This window comes from Variovorax nitratireducens, from assembly GCF_051216545.1.
Classification (GTDB): domain Bacteria; phylum Pseudomonadota; class Gammaproteobacteria; order Burkholderiales; family Burkholderiaceae_C; genus Variovorax.
The window spans coordinates 80,235-98,471 of record NZ_JBPJZO010000009.1 but is presented as its reverse complement, the minus strand read 5'-3'; the positions used below and the strand labels follow the sequence as shown (position 1 = coordinate 98,471).

18 protein-coding genes are annotated in these 18,237 nt (G+C 64.6%); 14 read left to right on the top strand and 4 right to left on the bottom strand.

The window, feature by feature from the left end; all coding sequences use genetic code 11:
* Positions 1-85: 85 nt before the first annotated feature.
* Positions 86-2,596, bottom strand: a complete 2,511-nt coding sequence (locus tag ACSFA8_RS19800) for a response regulator (RefSeq protein WP_435481186.1) — start codon at positions 2,594-2,596, stop codon at positions 86-88.
* The gene (locus tag ACSFA8_RS19795) at positions 2,593-4,296 is read right to left on the bottom strand and encodes a SpoIIE family protein phosphatase (protein ID WP_435481185.1); all 1,704 of its coding nucleotides are present in this window, start codon (positions 4,294-4,296) and stop codon (positions 2,593-2,595) included. The genes ACSFA8_RS19800 and ACSFA8_RS19795 overlap by 4 nt, the downstream gene beginning before the upstream one ends.
* Before the next feature lie 254 nt (positions 4,297-4,550).
* Between ACSFA8_RS19795 and ACSFA8_RS19790 the strand changes: the two genes are divergently transcribed.
* Positions 4,551-4,727, top strand: a complete 177-nt coding sequence (locus ACSFA8_RS19790) for a tetratricopeptide repeat protein (RefSeq protein WP_435481184.1) — start codon at positions 4,551-4,553, stop codon at positions 4,725-4,727.
* 17 nt (positions 4,728-4,744) lie between these two features.
* On the opposite strand, the gene ACSFA8_RS19785 is transcribed toward ACSFA8_RS19790, so the two are convergent.
* Together ACSFA8_RS19785 and ACSFA8_RS19780 are read right to left on the bottom strand one after the other, a co-directional pair.
* Positions 4,745-4,897: a hypothetical protein gene (locus ACSFA8_RS19785; protein WP_435481183.1), complete on the bottom strand. Its 153-nt coding sequence runs from the start codon at positions 4,895-4,897 to the stop codon at positions 4,745-4,747.
* Positions 4,898-4,990: 93 nt separating this feature from the next.
* Positions 4,991-6,625, bottom strand: coding sequence for a copper amine oxidase (locus tag ACSFA8_RS19780; RefSeq protein WP_435481182.1), 1,635 nt, complete (start codon positions 6,623-6,625; stop codon positions 4,991-4,993).
* Positions 6,626-6,883: 258 nt separating this feature from the next.
* On the opposite strand from ACSFA8_RS19780, the gene ACSFA8_RS19775 reads away from it, so the two are divergent.
* From ACSFA8_RS19775 to ACSFA8_RS19715, 13 genes are all read left to right on the top strand, one after another.
* Complete coding sequence (locus ACSFA8_RS19775; RefSeq protein WP_435481181.1) at positions 6,884-7,210, top strand: heavy-metal-associated domain-containing protein; 327 nt, start codon at positions 6,884-6,886, stop codon at positions 7,208-7,210.
* 25 nt (positions 7,211-7,235) lie between these two features.
* Positions 7,236-7,427, top strand: coding sequence for a DUF2933 domain-containing protein (locus ACSFA8_RS19770; protein ID WP_435481304.1), 192 nt, complete (start codon positions 7,236-7,238; stop codon positions 7,425-7,427).
* Positions 7,428-7,604: 177 nt separating this feature from the next.
* The gene (locus ACSFA8_RS19765) at positions 7,605-10,037 is read left to right on the top strand and encodes a copper-transporting P-type ATPase (protein ID WP_435481180.1); all 2,433 of its coding nucleotides are present in this window, start codon (positions 7,605-7,607) and stop codon (positions 10,035-10,037) included.
* A gap of 187 nt (positions 10,038-10,224) precedes the next feature.
* On the top strand, positions 10,225-10,482 hold the full coding sequence (locus ACSFA8_RS19760) for a hypothetical protein (protein ID WP_435481179.1): 258 nt from the start codon (positions 10,225-10,227) through the stop codon (positions 10,480-10,482).
* Between the two features lie 493 nt (positions 10,483-10,975).
* Entirely contained in the window at positions 10,976-11,377 is a 402-nt protein-coding gene (locus ACSFA8_RS19755) for a GreA/GreB family elongation factor (RefSeq protein WP_435481178.1), read from the top strand.
* Between the two features lie 133 nt (positions 11,378-11,510).
* Positions 11,511-12,470 (top strand): universal stress protein, encoded by a 960-nt coding sequence (locus ACSFA8_RS19750; protein WP_435481177.1) that lies wholly within the window; start codon positions 11,511-11,513, stop codon positions 12,468-12,470.
* 422 nt (positions 12,471-12,892) lie between these two features.
* Entirely contained in the window at positions 12,893-13,570 is a 678-nt protein-coding gene (locus ACSFA8_RS19745; protein WP_435481176.1) for a type 1 glutamine amidotransferase domain-containing protein, read from the top strand.
* A 417-nt stretch (positions 13,571-13,987) separates the two neighbouring features.
* Complete coding sequence (locus tag ACSFA8_RS19740; RefSeq protein WP_435481175.1) at positions 13,988-14,227, top strand: hypothetical protein; 240 nt, start codon at positions 13,988-13,990, stop codon at positions 14,225-14,227.
* A 10-nt stretch (positions 14,228-14,237) separates the two neighbouring features.
* Positions 14,238-14,609: a response regulator transcription factor gene (locus ACSFA8_RS19735; protein ID WP_435481303.1), complete on the top strand. Its 372-nt coding sequence runs from the start codon at positions 14,238-14,240 to the stop codon at positions 14,607-14,609.
* Between the two features lie 30 nt (positions 14,610-14,639).
* Positions 14,640-15,308, top strand: a complete 669-nt coding sequence (locus ACSFA8_RS19730) for a response regulator transcription factor (protein WP_435481174.1) — start codon at positions 14,640-14,642, stop codon at positions 15,306-15,308.
* 261 nt (positions 15,309-15,569) lie between these two features.
* Positions 15,570-16,283 carry an SDR family NAD(P)-dependent oxidoreductase gene (locus tag ACSFA8_RS19725; RefSeq protein WP_435481173.1) on the top strand — a complete coding sequence of 238 codons (714 nt, stop codon included), beginning with the start codon at positions 15,570-15,572 and terminating at the stop codon, positions 16,281-16,283.
* 51 nt (positions 16,284-16,334) lie between these two features.
* Entirely contained in the window at positions 16,335-17,030 is a 696-nt protein-coding gene (locus tag ACSFA8_RS19720; protein WP_435481172.1) for a DsbA family protein, read from the top strand.
* A gap of 56 nt (positions 17,031-17,086) precedes the next feature.
* Positions 17,087-18,025 carry a LysR family transcriptional regulator gene (locus ACSFA8_RS19715; RefSeq protein WP_435481171.1) on the top strand — a complete coding sequence of 313 codons (939 nt, stop codon included), beginning with the start codon at positions 17,087-17,089 and terminating at the stop codon, positions 18,023-18,025.
* Positions 18,026-18,237 lie beyond the last annotated feature (212 nt).

The window sequence follows — 18,237 nt, the reverse complement described above, 5'->3', positions numbered from 1 at the left end:
CGCTGGTCCTATGTGCTAGCGTAGTTACCTGACTCAGAAAGGCGACCTGTTGCCTCAGGGCAACGATTCCCGTGCGCGTAGGCATTCAAGGCTTCGGCTTCACGAACCCTGCTGCGTTCTCGTCCGCGCCGCGCTTCTCCTTGCGCCTCTCGAGATAAGCAGCCAGGTGCATCCGTTCCTGCTCGAACGCGGACATGCCAGCGAAAACCGCCTTCCAGTCGCCGCTGCGGCCGGCGCGCTCGATGTTCTCGCATGCGGCTGCGAACGCGGGCGCACCGATCATCTTGCCGGCGCCTGCCATGCGGTGAGAGAACTGGGTGACTTGTGCGAGGTCGCCGGCGGCCGCCGCCTGCCCGAGTCTGGCCGAATCGTCCTCGCACGTTCGCTGGAAGGCTGCAAGAACCTCGCCCACCATCGACGCGTCGCCGCCGCATGTCGCCGTGAGGAGCGCCTGGTCGATCGGACTGGCGGCGGGGGCGGCGTCCGGGCTCGCGGCGGCGGGAGCGGCGGGCGGCGAGGGGGCCTGGGGAAGCGGCAGCCATCGATCGAGCTTTTCGATCAGCTGCGCCAGCTCCACCGGCTTGACCAGGAAGTCGTCCATGCCGGCGGCCAGGCACGCCTCGGCTTCCCCCTGCAGCGCGTTAGCGGTGCAGGCGACGATCGGCACGCGCTCGCGCCCCGCGTCGGATTCCAGCCCGCGGACGCTGCGCGCCAGCTCGTAGCCGTCCATGTGCGGCATGTGGCAGTCGGTGATGACCAGCCCGAAGCGACCCGACTTCCACAGCGCCAGGGCCTGGACGCCGTCGTCGGCGGTCTGGGCGGCATAGCCCAGCGTTCGCACCTGGCGCAGAAGCAGCATGCGGTTGACGGGGTGGTCGTCCACCAGCAGCACCAGCGTTCCTTCCGTCTCGGCCTGCGCGGTGCCGGGCGCCATGCGGCGCATGGCCGCGGCCGCCGGGAGCGCGCGCGCGCCGTCGGCGCCGCTGCCCGGCAGGGGCTCGGCGACGGGCAGCGACAGTTCCAACGTGATCGTCGAGCCCTTCCCCGGCGCGCTTTCCAGGCTGATCGAGCCACCCATCATCTGCGCCAGCTGGCGGGAGATGACCAACCCCAGGCCGGTGCCACCCGGCCGCCGCCGCGCCTCGTCACCGTCCGCCTGGCTGAACGGCTGGAACAGGCGCTGCTGGTCCTCGGGCGAGATGCCGATGCCGGTGTCCTTCACCTCGAAGCGCAGGTTTTCCTGCCCCTCCGAGCGACCCAGCCATTGCACGTTGATGTCGATCCAGCCCTCGGAGGTGAACTTGATCGCGTTGCTGACGAAGTTGTTGAGGATCTGGCGCAGGCGCACCGGATCGACCCGCAGCGCCGGACTGACGCGCGGGTCGACCATCCGCCGCACGATCAGGCCCTTGCTGCTGGCATTGCCAAGGTAGATGCTCTGCACCTCCTCGATCAGGCGCTTGATGGAGACGACCTCGGGGCGGACCTCCAGCTTGCCGGCCTCGATCTTCGTGAAATCGAGGATGTCGTCGATGATGCGCAGCAGCGCCCGGCTCGATTCCCGCACCAGCGCGAGCGTCTCGCGCTGCTCGGCATCCAGCTCGGTCAGGCTCAGCAGTTCCAGCATGCCCAGCATGCCGTGCATAGGCGTCCTGATCTCGTGGCTCATGGTGGCCAGGAAGGTGCTCTTGGCGCGGTTGGCGGCTTCCACCTCGGCGCTGCGCTGCGCCAGGGCCGCATTCAGTCGCTCGATTTCACGCTCCTTCTTCTTCCTTTCCGTCACGTCTTCCGCCATGGTCAGCACGTAGCGCGGCTGGCCGGCCTCGTCGAGGATCGGAATCTTCTTCGCGTGGAGGATGTGCACGCTGCCGTCGCGCGTATGCAGGGTCTCCTCGGGGATGTCCACTTCCCGGCCCAGCGCCAGCGCTTCCCTGTCCTGGGCCGTGAAGAAGTCGGCCTCCTCCTTGGAACTGACGAACTCGTAGGCCGTCTTGCCCAGCAACTCCTGCTGGCTGCGCCCCGTCATCTCCTCCATGCTGCGGTTGACGCGGACGACCTTCAGGTCCTTGGCATCCTTGACGATGACTTGATAGGGAATGTGCTGGATCACCGAGTTCAGGAACGCGTTGGCTGTTTCCAGCTCGGCGGTGCGCAGGTGCACGCGCGCCTCCAGGTCGGCGTTCAGGGCGCGCAAGTCGTCTTCCGCCTGGCGCAGGGTCGCCATATGTTGCCGTTCGGCGATCGCTCGCCGCACCGAATAGCGCAGCCGGCGCAGGCGCAGCCTGATGACGTAGTCCGTGGCGCCTGCCTCCATGCACTCCACCCCCTCCTCCTCGGACAACAACGCGGCGGTGACCACGATCAGGAGAATGCCCGGATGCTGCTGCAGCACCTGCCGCAGCAGCGCCATGCCGCCGACTTCGTAGTCGCACAGCACCAGGTCGAAGGCTTGCCGCTGCAGGGCGGCGACGAAGTCTTCCCGGGTTTGCACCCACGTGATGTCGCAGTCCAGGTCCTCGGCCTGCAGCCCGGCCCCAATGCGCTGCGCATCGGCCGGGTCGTCCTCGAGATGCAGCACGCGAATGGGAGTGGTCATGTCGCCCCGTCCCGCTCACCACGCAGCGACTCGACGACGTCCTTGAACTCCTCGCGGTTGCGTTCGCTCAGCGCGGAGAGGGCCTCGTGCGCCTGCAGGATCCGCTTCTGCACCACGGCCTGGCCGCCCCCGGTGCCCAGCGCGTATTGCTCGGGCGCGGCGGGAATGTCTTCGCGAATCGCGGCCAGCACCTGCTGCATGCTCAGCTCCTCGAACAGGGCGCGCACGGCCGGCGTCACCCCCGAGAGCACCACGCCGCCGCGGGCGAGCAGCTCATGCACCGTGCCGAGGCAGGTGCTGTCCATGTACTCGCAACCGGAGAAGTCCAGCACGAGGGGGCGTCCCCCGTCCAGCACGGCCAGGGCCGTTTCGTGGAAGGCATCGCAATGCATCCAGCTGGCCCGGCCGCGCAGCGCAAGGTGGGCGGCATCCACGGTTTCGCCATAGAACACCGCATCGCTCTCGGGCCGCGGCGCGTCGGATGCGGCAGCCGCGGGAAGCGCGGCGCCATTGTCGAACCAGGAGACGCCCGCGTGCGCATCGATGAGCAAGATGGTCACATCGTCCCGATCCGCTCCCGCCGGCGCGCCGCCGTGAAGGTGCGCCATGACCTCCTGCGCACTGGAGAGCGGCTTGGCGAGCACCTGCTGCAGCAGTTCCAGCTCGCGCTCCGACCCGGAGGGCAGGAGCCCGTCGGTGTAGAAGAGGATCCGGTCGCCCGCCAGGAGCTGGAGACGCTCCTGCCCGAAGTGCGCGTCCGGCGCCAGCCCGAGCGCCGGCCCCGTGCGGCGGATCAGGCGCGTTTCCCGGCCGTCGCGTGCGTGCAGCACGGGCGGGTGGCCCGCGGATGCCAGCGTGAGGCTCGCGTCCGACGTATCCAGCAGGCCGAAGACGGCCGTCAGGAACAGCCCCGGCGCGGCGCGCGTCTCGCAGATCGAGCGGTTCACCGCGGCCAATACCTCCGCCGGCGACAGCGCGAGGCCCGTCGCCGGGTCGACCAGGACCAGCCGCTGCTTGAACAGCACCGAGAGCATCGCCGAGGTCACCCCGTGGCCGGTGGCGTCGGCCAGGTAGAAGGCGAGGTGCTGCTCGCCCAGTCGGATCACGTCGTAGAGGTCGCCGCCCACATGCTGCCCCGGGCGGTAGACAGCCTGGATGCAATAGCCCTCCATGGGGGGCGGGCTGCGCGGCAGCAAGGCGCGCTGGATCACCTCCGCCCGCTCGAGGTCGCGGCGCAGCACTTCGGAAGTCTCCTGAAGTTCGTGGACCTTGCGCTGCAGTTCCCGGTGCAGCCGCTCGCGTTCAGCCAGCAGTTGCCGCCGCTCGAGCGCGTTGCGCACCGCGACCCCCATCTCTTCCGTGCGCGGCGACTTCGGCAGGAAGTCGAACGCGCCCAGGCGGATCGCGGCCACCGCCGAGTCGAAGGTCTCCAGCCCCGACAGCACGATCCACATGGCGTCCGGCACGGCCTGGCGTCCCCAGCGCAGCAGTTCCAGGCCGTCCATCCGCGGCATCATGATGTCGGTCAGCACCAGGGCGACGTCCGGGTGCTCGCGCAGGACCTCCTGCGCCGCGATTCCGTCGGCAGCTTCCAGGACCGGAGCGCAGCCGAAGCTTTCCAGTGCCAGCTTCACCATCAGTCGGGCCACCGGCTCGTCGTCCACCACCAGTGCGACAGGAGGGACAGGGTCGAGGTTCATCAGATCCCCTAGCAGCGCGTGTGCCGTGCAGGAAAGAATTGTCCGAGCCGGAGGGCGCGATGGCAAGCCACTGGCGCAAAGGGCCGTTGCGCTAAGCGGTCTCACGTCCATCGGGCTGATGGTCGTCGTGAACTTCATCATGGACCCTGACTTCCAGTGGCTTCTTGTGGCGTTCCCGGCGCCGTGGCTGCTGGCGCTTTGGTTCTTTTTGCGCGAGAAGTCTCCGGTGTCAGCGAGATCCGGCGGCGCGCGACGTGGACGGAGCCTTGGCCAGCTATGAGGAAGCGCTGCGGCTGCAGCCCGACCTTCTCGATGCGCATCGAAACGCCGCATTGCTGTATGCGGATTCTGGAAAGCCGCAAATGGCCATACGGCATTTCAGCGCGTTCAAAAGGTTGACCGCGGCGCCCATGGTTCGGCCCCTCGTCTAACGCGCTGCTGCGAACGGTCAGAGTTTCGTCTTGACGAAGCCCGCCGCATTCTCGTCTGCACCAGGCTTGCCTTCATCCGTGTGAGGGTTGGTCGGCGCGTCGTCCGTCGGAAATTCCGGTTCGACCGGTAGCTGCATGGGGTCGTCAGACGGCAGCTTCGGGTTGGTCATGTTGGCTTGCTCCTTTGACCCCGAAGCTACGGCGGAGTACGCGTCCAATCTGTAGGAAGGGACGCGGACTGCGCGCGAGCCTGCCAGCGCGCCCTACCAATTCACCGGCTTCAAGTCGGGCCCGACGATGTGATCTGGCTGGGCCGGGCCGGCATGGTTCACGTCATGCGTGAAGTGGGCGCCATACCAGACCACGACATCGTGCTGCGATATGGGTTCGCCGTTGACCCATCGGTCGAGCTCGGCTTCGTAGGGCGGCCCGATCGCGACCGAGCCGTCGTCTATCTCGCTGCCTCTATAGCGGAGGATCCAGACATCGCCGCGGCCGAAGGGGGCATCCGGCGCCGCGCTTGCGATGCCATCGTTCGCATTCGGGACGATCTCATAGCCCTCGCCGCTGACGGTATTCTCGACGCGCCACTTGCGCTTGCGCGCAAAGTCGCGCGGCCTGCGGCTCTCGAACGCCTTGCTGTGCCATTTGCTCGACCCGACCAACGGCGGATCGTTGAACTCGCGCACACGGTTGTTGCTCGAGGTCCGGATATCAAAATCCAACCGCCAGTAGACGTGGTGGTGGTGCACGTTGCACACGCACTGGCTTTCGACGGCAGCAAAGCCGAAGCGGGGACGGATCGTCCCGTTGGTGCCGAGGCGCCATTCACTGACGTATCGGTACCAGCCCGCTTCCATCTCACTGACAAGAACCACCTCGCTGCCTTGCAGGTAGATGCCGACGCCGAGAAAGTTGCCGGTGTCGGATCCCGTGTCCAGAATGGTCAGGGCGGGTGCGGTGCAGAGGCGAAAGCCCGGCGCCACGTTGCTGCCCTGTGCCTGGATCATGCCTTCCTGGTACTGCCAGTCACGGTAGGGACCGCAGGCATTCTGGTCGTACTTGACGTTGAGGATCGGCACGTGCGCGCGGTACAGAACGCGCTTGCCCTTGTAGTCGACGAAGCGCAGCTCGACGCCCGACCCATTGGTGCCGCTTGAGGCGGCCGGCCGCACGGCGAGGAAACGCCACAGGGTCTGCCCGCCCTGGCTCACCGTCACCCAGACCTGGCCGGCGGTGCCCTTGTTGGCCGTTGTCTGGTTGGCATCGTGCGGCACACCGCACAGTCCACTGGGATGGGGGTGGGCGTTGCCCGGCGCTCGACCCTTGAATCGGGTCAACGCACGCGCGGCAAGATCGACGGCGACGATCTCGTGCTCTGCGTTCGGCCCCCGCGGCAGCAGGCCGACCGTGATCCGGCGTTCGATGCTTCCGTCGGGCAATTCAGTCAGCGAAAGAGCGGGGATCGGCTGATAGGGTTCCAGATGGCCCGCAGCGAGAGCCGCCCCAAAAGCTGCATCGCGATGCACGATCTTCACGGCGGCAGCGAACTCGGCATCCGAGGGCGGCGGAGGCAAGGCGGATTCCGTCAGCGACAGCTTGCGCGGCGCGCTCAGCAGGCCATCGACGAAGACGGTGCGATGACGTTTGTCGTCGTACAGGGTGGCGCGAAATCCGCGCGGCGGTTTCGGCTTGCCGCTCTTGGCCGGTTCGACCTCCTCCAGCGCCTCGACATAAAGGAGCCGCGCCTTGGAGTGCCCGATGTAATCGAGCAGTGCCGGATTCAGCACCACGTGCTCGCCGATCGCCGCCAGTTCTTCGGTGGTCGGGCCGAAGGGCTTGACTGAGATCTTGATCCCACGGGCAGACGAGTCTTTCGATGCGCTGGGCTTGGCCATGCTGTCCTCGCTTTTCTTTGATGGGCGTTCTAACAACGGGCCCAGTGGGTCTCGTCTCGCCCTGATGTCTGGCAAAGGGACGAGCGAAGAATCCTACGTGTGCTACGTCACATTCGCATCCACCATTCGATGGGTTCCGAATGGCCAACAAAGTGCGTAGTTCGACGGCAAAGTGGCCTTGCAGAATCTGAAAAAAGAACTTGACCTTGACACCATGGGAGGGTTGACAGTCGCTGCATCAATCCTGAAAGGCTATCAATGGTCACCTTCCAAGTCCCCGACATGACGTGCGGTCACTGCGCCAGCAGCATCACCAAGGCCGTCGCGGGTGTCGACAAGACGGCCATTACCGAGGTCGACATCCCACAAAAACTCGTGCGAATCAGCGGCAACGCGCCGGCAGACGCGCTGGCGCATGCCATCGAACAGGCCGGATACACGCCACAGGAAGTCCGGTTCGCGCCCACGGCCGGAACTGCAACACCGCGCGCGAGCGGTGGCTGCTGCGGCGGCACCCGAAAGACGGCGTCAATTGACGCCGGTCAAGCGGCGGCCCCGGCCACTCGCTCATGCTGCGGGAAGTAAAGGAGCCCATCATGGATCAGCTGCAATCGCGACCGTCATCACGGTGGCCGCGAGCGTGTACTTGTACGTTGCCCACACGAACCACGTGCTTGCACTGTTGCCCTTTGCCTTCCTGGCCGCTTGTCCGCTAATGCACGTCTTCATGCACCGCGGGCGCGGCCATGGTGGCCACTCACACGGCAGCGGCCCGATTGACGATGGCACGCGGAGCGGCTAAGGCTGCAGAGCTCGCCTCCGGCTAGGGCGCGATTGTCCTTGGCGCCGGCTTGGCATTGCTGGTGCCGGACTTCCTTCGCGGATTCGCAATTCCCTTCCTGGTCCGTCTATCCACAATCTGAGGTGCTGGCTGTTCGACGCCCCAGCCTGACTCAAAGCAGAAGAAACCGGAGCAAGCATGCAACAGGAAAAATCGTCTCATACGGAGCACGCTGCTGGACACCAAGATGCCTTGCATGACCATGCCGGCCATGCCCACCAAGGGCACACTGCCGAAGGAGGAACTGCAGCGGCATCTTCGGACGTCGAATACACCTGCCCAATGCACCCGGAAGTGCGCCAGCAGGGGCCAGGCAAGTGCCCGAAGTGTGGGATGTTCCTGGAGCCGGTGGGCGCGCCCTCGGCGAATGCCGCCCATGGGAGCGCTCAACACGGGCATCAGCACCATCCCCTTGCACCTGCAACATCGCCGGTCGCTGTGGCGACCGACAGCAAGGACGCCGAGTACACGTGCCCGATGCATCCCCAGGTTCGTCAGATGGGGCCCGGAAGCTGCCCTATTTGCGGCATGGCGCTGGAGCCAGTGATTGCGACCGGCGAGACCGAGGAGAGCCCCGAATTGCGGGACATGACCCGGCGCTTCTGGATTGGGCTCGCGCTGACTGTGCCGATCTTCTTCCTGGAGATGGGCGGCCACCTGTTCGACATTGCTCACTTGGTCGGTGCACAGACCTCGAACTGGATACAGATGGTCTTCGGAACTCCAGTCGTCCTCTGGGCTGGGTGGCCATTCTTCACCCGAGGCTGGGATTCCGTAAAGAACCGCAGCTTGAACATGTTCACGCTCATCGCACTCGGGACGGGCGCGGCGTGGCTGTACAGCATGGCGGGCACGCTCGCGCCTGGTCTCTTCCCGCAGGAGCTTCGGGGTCACGGCGGCGCGGTTGCAATCTACTTCGAGGCCGCTGCAGTCATCACGATCCTCGTGCTGCTTGGCCAAGTGCTGGAGCTGCGCGCGCGCGAGAAGACCTCTGGAGCCATCAAGGCCCTTCTGGATCTCGCGCCGAAGACAGCAATCCGGGTGCAGGCGGACGGCTCGGATGAGACCGTGCAGATTGACACTATCCTGGTCGGCGAACGGCTTCGCGTGCGGCCGGGCGAGAAGGTGCCGGTTGACGGCGAGTTGGTCGAGGGCAAAGGCACGGTGGACGAGTCCATGGTGACCGGCGAGCCCATGCCGGTCGTGAAGGCGCCAGGTGCGAAGGTCACTGCCGGCACCATCAACCAGACGGGCGGCTTCGTGATGCGCGCTGAGAAGGTGGGCGCGGACACGCTGCTTTCCCAAATCGTCCACATGGTGGCGGCCGCCCAGCGCAGTCGCGCTCCCATCCAGAGGATGGCTGACCAGGTCGCAGGCTGGTTCGTGCCTGTTGTGCTGTTGGTCGCAGCGCTGGCTTTCGTTGCCTGGCTCGTATGGGGCCCAACCCCCGCATTCTCATACGCCCTGATCGCCGCCGTGGCGGTTCTAATCATCGCTTGCCCGTGTGCACTGGGGTTGGCTACGCCCATGTCCATCATGGTCGGCGTCGGGCGCGGCGCCCAGCAGGGTGTGCTGATTCGCGACGCCGAGGCGCTCGAGCGCATGGAGAAGGTCGATACGGTGGTTGTGGACAAGACTGGCACACTGACCGAAGGTCGCCCCAAGGTTGTGCACATTGAACCCGCCCCAGGGTTTGACGCAGAGGACGTGCTGCAGAAGCTCGCGAGCGTCGAGCGCGCCAGCGAGCATCCCTTGGCGATGGCCGTCGTCGCTGCCGCACAGGAACGCAAGCTGCAGCTCTCCGAAGTCATGGACTTCGACTCTCCAGTCGGCAAGGGAGTCGTCGGCAAGGTCGCCGGGCTCGAGTTGGTGAGCGGCGCCGCCAAGTTCCTGGCCGAGCGAGGCATCGACGTCGCGCCCCTGAATGCCGTCGCAGAACAGCAGCGCGCGAAGTCGGCCACCGTTATCTTCGTCGCCCTTGAACGGAAGCTGGCCGGCTTCGTGGCCATCGCAGACCCCATCAAGCAGACCACGCCGGCTGCCCTGAAGGGCCTGCGCGATGCCGGTATCCGCATCGTCATGCTGACTGGCGATGGCCAGACGACTGCCGAAACAGTGGCCAAGGAGCTGGGCATCGACGAGGTGGTGGCAGAGATTGTTCCTGAGGACAAGGCCGCCATCGTTCAGCGGCTGCGCAGCGAAGGGCGAGTCGTGGCCATGGCCGGTGACGGCGTAAACGATGCCCCTGCCCTTTCGAGTGCCGACGTAGGCATCGCTATGGGAACCGGCACCGATGTGGCTATGGAGAGCGCTGGCATCACTCTCCTGAAAGGAGACCTCATGGGCATCGTCCGCGCGCGCAAGCTCTCGCAAGCGACCATGAAGAACATCCGGCAAAACCTGTTCTTGAGCTTTGCCTACAACGTGGCCGGCATCCCGCTCGCGGCGGGCGTGCTCTACCCGTTCTTCGGGCTGTTGCTTTCGCCCGTGGTTGCGGCGGCCGCGATGGCGCTGTCCTCGGTGAGCGTCATTGCCAACGCACTGAGACTGCGCACGGTGAAGGTGGACTGAACTGAGGCTGGCGCGGCGTTTCGCCGACGCTGTTGAGCGTTGGTGTGCTTGTCCGGTTTTTCAGCGCTGGTCGCTGCGAGGGCCCGACAAGTAGCCGCTTGATGTATGTCAACGCAGTCGCGCAGGCCGCGGCGTAGTCTGCAACTGGGCGACTCGGCACATCGGTGCCAATCCTTAAGGAAATTCCATGAAACTGATTCAACATCTGCTCCCCCTGGCCCTGGCCGGCGTATTGGCCGGCTGCGCCGCCGGCCCTCAGAAGCGAGACGCCCATGCTCACTCGGGCATGGGCACCATGGACATGCAGGCTATGTGCGAGGAGCACAAGAAGATGATAAGCGGCAAGCCCTCCGCAGAGCAGCAAGCGATGATGCGGGAGCACATGAAGTCCATGACACCGGAGATGCGCCAGCGAATGCAGACGATGCACGAGCAATGCAAATAGGCGGCGCAAGATGAACAGGCAAGTCGCGGCCCCGCGCGGCGCCACCGCCGCTTGCATCCAACTCTCCTCAGCTCCCTGACGCTCGGGGGCGTCATTCTGATTGGGTTGGCTTCTTGTGGCGTTCACGGCGCCGTGGCTGCTGGCGCGCGGCGTCCGGTATTCGGGCGGGCGACCTCGGTGTGCGGCTTCAATCTGGCAAGAAGCATGAGGGCATTGCTTGCGCAATCACCACTGCGGCCCCCTACGGCCTACACTCCTTACATGACCATCACCCTTGTTTGCACCCATGCTGCACTGGCCGCACTGCTTCTTGCAGCGACCTACGCACGTGCGGTTTCAAAGAAGGCGCGTCGTCAGCTGACGCCCGCACATTCCTAAGCCCGGCGGTTCGCTCTCTCCCCTTTCAGCGCAACCATCCACCGCCGGGCACAAGCCTCGCGCGGTAGCGGCGCCGTCCCACCCGGACGACGCTCGCATTCGATGGAGTGCGTCAATGCATGCAACGATTTACGGCGAGCGCATGCTCACCGACCTTGATTTCTCACGTTTGAGCAAATTGCTCGGACACCAGCTTCCGCCGAGCCTGGCCGACCTGCTGAAAAGCGCAGAGGTGACGAGTTCGCGCGCGGTGCCCGCCGACGTCGTGACGATGTACTCACGCGTCGAGCTCGTCGATGTGCACAGCGCCCGCCGCCAAACGCTAACGGTTTGCTATCCGGGCGATGCGGAGCCCGCGGCCGGCTTCATTTCGGTGCTCTCGCCGGTTGGCAACAGCCTGCTGGGATTGAAGGTTGGGGACGTCGCGAAATGGCTCACGCCGAATGGCGATGACTGCGCCGCTGAAGTCGCGGCCATCCTCTTCCAGCCCGAGGCCACGGGCGACTACCAAACGTAGCGGGGCAATCGCCCCGAGCAGTTGGACCCGGCCCAACGCTTCGCACCCCGATCCCTTTCTTCACCGCGTTGCTTCTGTCTGCGTCCTTCGGCGCCGCAAGCAAGGCGCAAGCCATTCCGAAAGCAGTTTTGCCATGACCCCACAGTCCATCCTTGCCGTTACCGATTTCTCTGCACAGGGCGACAATGCGCTCTTGCGCGCCGCGCATCTCGCCGCGGAACACGGTGCGGCGCTCAAGCTCATCTTTCTCGCGTACCCCGGCGAACCGCCGCCGCCCGATGCGGGATGCCGCCTGGCGCACCATGCCATGCAACTGAGCGAGCGCCATGACATCCCGGTGCGCTCTGTGAGCCGAATCGCTTTCACCGTCGAGGATGTCCTTCCAGAGGCGCGATCCGCCGACCTCCTGGCCTGGGGCACTGCGCCGGTGCGAGGGATTCGGTCGTTCTTCCTGGGCCAGCCCGTGGAAGGCATGCTCAGGAGGTGCCAGCGTCCGATTCTTGTCGTGCGAAACCCGTCCGAAGGACCCTATCGCAGTCTGGTCGTAGCCGTCGACTTCTCGGAAGCGTCGCACGGCTTGGTCGAGCTCGCGTTCGCACTCAACAAGGATGCACAGGTCGAGCTGTTCCATGCCGTCAGCACCGCCAACGAGGGCAAGCTTCGCTATGCCGAGGTTTCCGAGCAGGCCATCAGGGCATACCGCGAGGAGTGCCGACGCTACGCACAGGACCGCATGTTCTGGCTGACAGACTCCTACGATGCGCGCCGCAATCGTGTGATGTCCGCCATCCGGTACGGAAACCCTGCGCGGCAAGTGGCTGTGCAGCAGCAGCGCAGTGGGGCAGAGCTCATCGTCGTCGGCAAGCACCCATCATCGGCAGCCGTCGATCTTCTCTTCGAAAGCGTTGCCCAGGGCGTGCTCCGTGACAGCACCAGCGATGTGCTGATCGTGCCCCATCGCTATCAATCCGCGTCGGGCGCGCTCGCAGCCAATCGGCTGGAGGCAGAGCCTCGGATGGTGCGCCGCATGCGCGCTGGCGCACCCCCAGCGTCAGGCCGCCCAGACCCGGCTGCGATGCCGGTGAGCGCTTAGCGCATCACGGCATTGGCCCGGGCCGAGACCCACGCCAGAAAGTCGCCCCCAGGCAGGCGGGGGTGGCGGGGAGCCGTCGAAGGTCCTCTCCAGTGCCCGCGTAGCCTGCAAGCGCAGTCAGTTCGACAGCCAGCGGGTCTTCATCCACCTCCTTCGACATCTCGCACTGGCCTTGCTCCACTGCGCGGCCGAAGTCCTTCAGCCAACTTCGCCGGCCGGTGTGAATCGGGCAAATCCCGGTCTCGCTCTGCAGCAGTTCGAACTCGGCAACATGGTGTGTCGGGCTCTGGCGTAGATACATTGGGAAACGCCATTCGTTCCCGCCTGGCCAAAGGCCGCCATGATCCGTAAAGGTTGGGATGCGGCGCATGTGCCTGCATACCTGCAAAATTCATTCACCTCTTCGGAGTAACACAATGCCAATGAAGATTTTGATGGTCGTCACCTCACACGACAAGCTGGGAGACACCGGTCGCCAGACCGGATTCTGGCTGGAAGAGTTCGCGGCTCCCTACTACACCTTTCTCGACGCAGGGCACCAGATCACGGTCGCATCGCCTAAGGGCGGCCAGCCACCCATCGACCCCATGAGCGACACGCCAGAGGGCCAGACGGTCTTAACGGAACGCTTCAAGGGTGATGGCACAGCGTTGAAGGTACTGGCAAGCACCTTGAAGCTGGCCGACATGAGGGCCGCGGACTTCGACGCGGTCTTCTACCCAGGTGGACACGGTCCCTTGTGGGATCTTGCAGAGGACAAGCGCTCGATCGCCCTGATCGAGGACTTCTACAACGCGGGCAAACCCGTTGCCGCCGTTTGCCATGCACCTGGCGTCTTGCGCCACGTCAGGATCCACGGTGAGTCGATCGTCAAGGGGAAACGTGTCTCCGGCTTTACCAACACCGAGGAAGAAGCAGTCGGTCTCACGCACATCGTTCCTTTCCTTGTCGAGGATGAACTCAAGAAGCTGGGCGGTCAGTTCGAGAAGGTGGACGATTGGCAAGTCTTGGCCATCACCGATGAGCACCTTATCACCGGCCAAAACCCGGCGTCCTCGACCGCCGCCGCCCAAGCGTTGCTGAAACTCCTCGCCGCCTGAAGTTTGCTGCGCCTGTCGGAGCTTGCCGGTGCATCGTCGATCCCGGCATCACGCTGCATCGCGGTGGCCGGTACGCAGCGCGGGCTGGCGGCCGGAGACCTTCGTTCGCCCGGGAATTCCCCGCCCGCCAACTGCCGCGCCGAGCCACTTGGTCCTCGACATTGCGCTTCCGGGCCTCAACCTCTCGATCTGCAGCATCTGATCGCTGCCTGAGCATCTTCATCACGGCTCTCGATGACGTCCCCATCGCGGTCCAGGCGATGAAGGCAGGAGCCGTGGAGCTCCTGACGAAGCCATTCAACATCGAGGTTCCGTGGCGTGCGATGCGAAGCCTTTTACACGACACCAAAGTGTCATAGACGTTCGGCGCGGCGTGGCGCATCCTCACGACACGGTGACTGTCACGAAAGGGTCGGAATGGAAATCGAGCTCGATCGCCTGGTCGATGCACTTCCAGGACCGATATGGACGGCGCGCTTCGACGAGACAGTCGACTTCCTGAATCAGCGCCGGCGCGCCAACACTGGGATTTACTTTGGCGAAGCCAAGGGCCACGGACGGACCGTAGCCATTCATCCAGACGTTCCGGGCGCCACGTTCTCGTTCTCCGTTCCCGTGCAGCCGGACGACGCGGCGCGCGCGGACGCGCCAGCATGAGGGTTCCTTGATGGCGGGCGTCACGTTCATATCGGTCATCGACGACGATGAATCTGTGCGCGAGTCGCTGCCCGACCTGCTGCGGGAATGTGGCTATGCGGTCGAGGTGTTCTCGTCGGCGGAGCAGTTCCTTGCGTCCGGCTGCATCGACCAGACCCGCTGCCTCATCCTCGACATCGCCATGCCTGGCATGTCCGGCCCCGGGCTCCAACAGGAACTGAAGAATCGGGCGCACGACATACCGATCATCTTCATCACCGCACAAACGGACGACACCCTTCGTTCGTGGCTGCTCTCACAAAGTGCGGTTGAATGCCTGTTCAAACCTTTCAGCGAGAGCGCCCTGCTCGGCGCGCTCCATGCTGCACTTCCGACGAGCTGAGCGCACTGACCCATGCACCGAGGTGACCCCATGGCACATGCGACACCCACCGTCTTCGTTGTCGACGATGACATCTCGGTCCGCGAATCGCTGGAGCTGTTGATCCGGTGCGCGGGCTGGGACCCAGAGACATTTGCATCCGCACAGGAATTCCTGGCTCGCCCCCGCACCTTCGCTCCGAGCTGTCTGGTCCTCGACGTGGGCCTTCCGGACCTCAATGGCCTCGACCTTCAGATGATCGTGGCGGCCGAGCGCACGGACATGCCGATCATCTTCATCACCGGCTACGGGGACGTGCCCATGACGGTTCGCGCCATGAAGGCTGGAGCTATCGAGTTCCTGACAAAACCCTTCGATGATGAAGCGCTGTTGAGCGCCATCCGGCAGGCCGTCGAACGCAGCCACGCGGCGCTCGATCACGAGGAAGGGCTGCGCTCGCTTCGGGAACGCCACGCCTCGCTCAGCCGGCGGGAACGCGAAGTCATGGTGCTGGTGGTGTCCGGCATGTTGAACAAGCAGGTGGGATGTGAACTCTGCATCAGCGAGATCACGGTCAAGGCGCACCGCGGGCAGGTGATGCGCAAGATGGAGGCGGAGTCTTTGGCCGACCTGGTGAACATGGCCTCGCGGCTGTGCATCTCCACTGCCCCTAGTTGGCAACGTTGGGGGAATCGCCAGGTTGACCGGCCGCGTGCGTGACGGCCAGGCGGATCCGTCGCCGCAAGGCATTCTCGACGGCAGCGCATTTCAGCCGCATCTTCAGGCAGCGATTCGGTGTGTCGCCGGGCAGCGTCATGGCCGCCTCGGCCGCGTGACGCCGAAGCATTGATTACCTCGGGTATCTGCAGTTGTGCACGCCCCGGATGTTTAAACCACGAAGGAGCACAGATATAGGGATCAGCAGTGGCCGGCACTCTCCAAATCCATTGCTTCCCATCGACTCTTCTCAAGGAAAACATCATGAGCAACGACACCAAGACAGTGGTGATCACGGGCGCCTCTCAGGGCATCGGTGCGGCGCTGGTCAAGGCCTATCGCAAGGCAGGGTTCCGCGTCATCGCCAACTCGCGCTCCATCGGCGCAAGCACCGATCCGGACATCCTGAACATCGCGGGCGACATCGCCGATTCGGCCACGGTCGACAGGATCTTCAGCGAAGGCATCAAGCGCTTCGGCGGCATCGACACGTTGGTGAACAACGCTGGCATCTTCACTGCGAAGCCGTTCACCGAGTTCACTGTGGCGGATTGGGCGAACACCCTGTCCACCAACCTGAGCGGCTTCTTCCATGTCACCCAACGCGCGGTGAAGCAGATGGAGGCCCAAGGCTCGGGACACATCGTCCAGATCACGTCTAGCCTTGTCGACCAACCCATCAAAGGGGTACCCTCGGTTCTTGCATCGATCACCAAAGGCGGACTGAACGCCGCCACCAAGTCGCTTGCGATCGAGTACGCCACGCGCGGCATTCGCGTGAACGCCGTCTCGCCGGGGATCATCAAGACGCCGATGAATCCGCCGGAAGCGCACGCCATGCTCGACACGTTGCATCCGATCGGTCGCATGGGTGAGGTGAGCGACGTTGTCGACGCGGTGCTGTTCCTCGAGAACGCACCGTTCGTGACCGGCGAGATCCTCCACGTCGATGGCGGCCAGGCAGCCGGCCACTGGTAGAGCGAAACCTGGCCACGTTCCCGTGGCCAGCAACAACTCCCATTTCAACACTTGAACGAACTGACCTTCATGAAACTGATATTTGTGGCCGATCCGATGTGCTCCTGGTGCTACGGCTTCGCCAAGGAAATGAGCTTGCTCCATGCGCACCATCCAAGTCTGCCGATCGAAATCCGCGTGGGCGGAGTGGGCGCAGGCGAAACCCGGGTCCTGAGCGACGAGATGAAGCGCTTTCGTCTGGGTCACTGGAGCCGCGTCGAAACCGTCAGCGGACTGCCCTTCAATCGTGAGGCGTTCATGGCCCTGAAGGGCTTCGTTTACGACACCGAACCCGCCTGTCGCGCGATGGTGGCGACGCGCAGGCTGGCGCCGACCGTCGACCCGCTCCGCATCTTCCGCGCCATCCAGCGGGCCTTCTACGTCGACGGGCGGGACATCACGAAGGGCTCGACCCTGTCGGAAGTCGGCGCTGCCGCAATCGGCGAGCAGGGTTTCGCCGTCAGCACCCTGGAGTTCCTCGCCGCGTGGTCGGATCCCGCGACCATCCGCGAGACCGCAGCCGACTTCCAGCTGGTGCGCGCCTGGGGCATCAGCAGCTTTCCCGCGCTGGTCCTGGAGCGGAATGATGGACAGCTGCAGATGGTCACGGCCGGGTATACGGGCTTTGCCGAACTCCAGGAGACCCTTGCGCCATTGCTCGAAGCTCGACGCCCCGCAGCTGCGCTCAATGAGGTGGAAGGCGCATGATGCGGAAATAGCAACAGCAGGCAGAAATCCATCTGTCTTCCAAGTAGCAGGCATGTATGAGGCGCCAGTTCGACGACATCATGCTCGGAAGCCTGGAGTTGTTCTGCATCGCGGCGGAACTCGAAAGTTTTACTGCAGCGGGCCGGGCCGCCGGCCTGAGCCCGGCCGCGGTCAGCCGATCGATCGCGCGGCTGGAGACGCGCCTGGGTGTGCGACTGTTCATGCGCACCACGCGGCAGATCCATCTGACCGACGTAGGCCGCACCTACTTCGAGCAATGCCGTCAGGCGTTGAACCTGATGCGCGACGCCGAAGCGCAACTCACGGGCGCGCAGCAGGCCCCTGCCGGCAAGCTGCGCCTTAGCATCGCCTCGCCCTACGGCCACTACCGCGTGCTGCCGCTGCTGCCACGCTTTCGCGCGCATTACCCCAAGGTGGAGATCGAGATTCACCTTGGCAATCGCAACATCGATTTCACGGCCGAAGGCTTCGACGTCGCGATTCGCGGCCGCACCCCGCCGGACTCAGGCCTGATCGCTCGCAAGCTCGAAGACGCCGAACTGGTGCTCGTGGCGGCACCCTCCTACATCGCCCACGCGGGCGTGCCAGACAGCCTCGACGCACTCGATCAGCACGATTGCGTGCAGTTCATGCTGCCCAGCACCGGCCTGCCCGTGCCCTGGTTGTTTCGCACCGAAGGGCGAGACGTCGAACTCAGCACGCCCCAAACCTATCGCTGCGCCGAAGACTACCTGGGTGCGGTGACGTTGGCACGCCAAGGCGCGGGCATTCTGCAGACCTACCGCTACATCGTGCAGGACGACCTGGCGCAGGGCCGTCTGCAGGAGTTGCTGCCTGAGGCTGGCGGGCGGTCCAGGCCCTTCTCCCTGCTCTATCCGCACCGCCATCACACACCACTGCGTGTGCGAGCCTTCATTGATTTCCTGCTGGCGGCGCTGACTGGTGGCGACGCCAAAGGCACGACGCACCGCTGACGGCTCAAGAGCGCAGCGTCATGCTGCGCGGATCGAACTGGAAAGGCGGCAGCATCGTTTGACGATTCCATTTGAAAGCCAATGCTTCCCTTCAACGATCCAGCTAGCAACAGCGGGGATCGGTTGATCGGCAGATCTGCCCGATCGCCATGACGTCCGCCGACACCTTCGTCCAATGGACTAGCTCCGCTAACGCTGGTGTGATTGGGTCC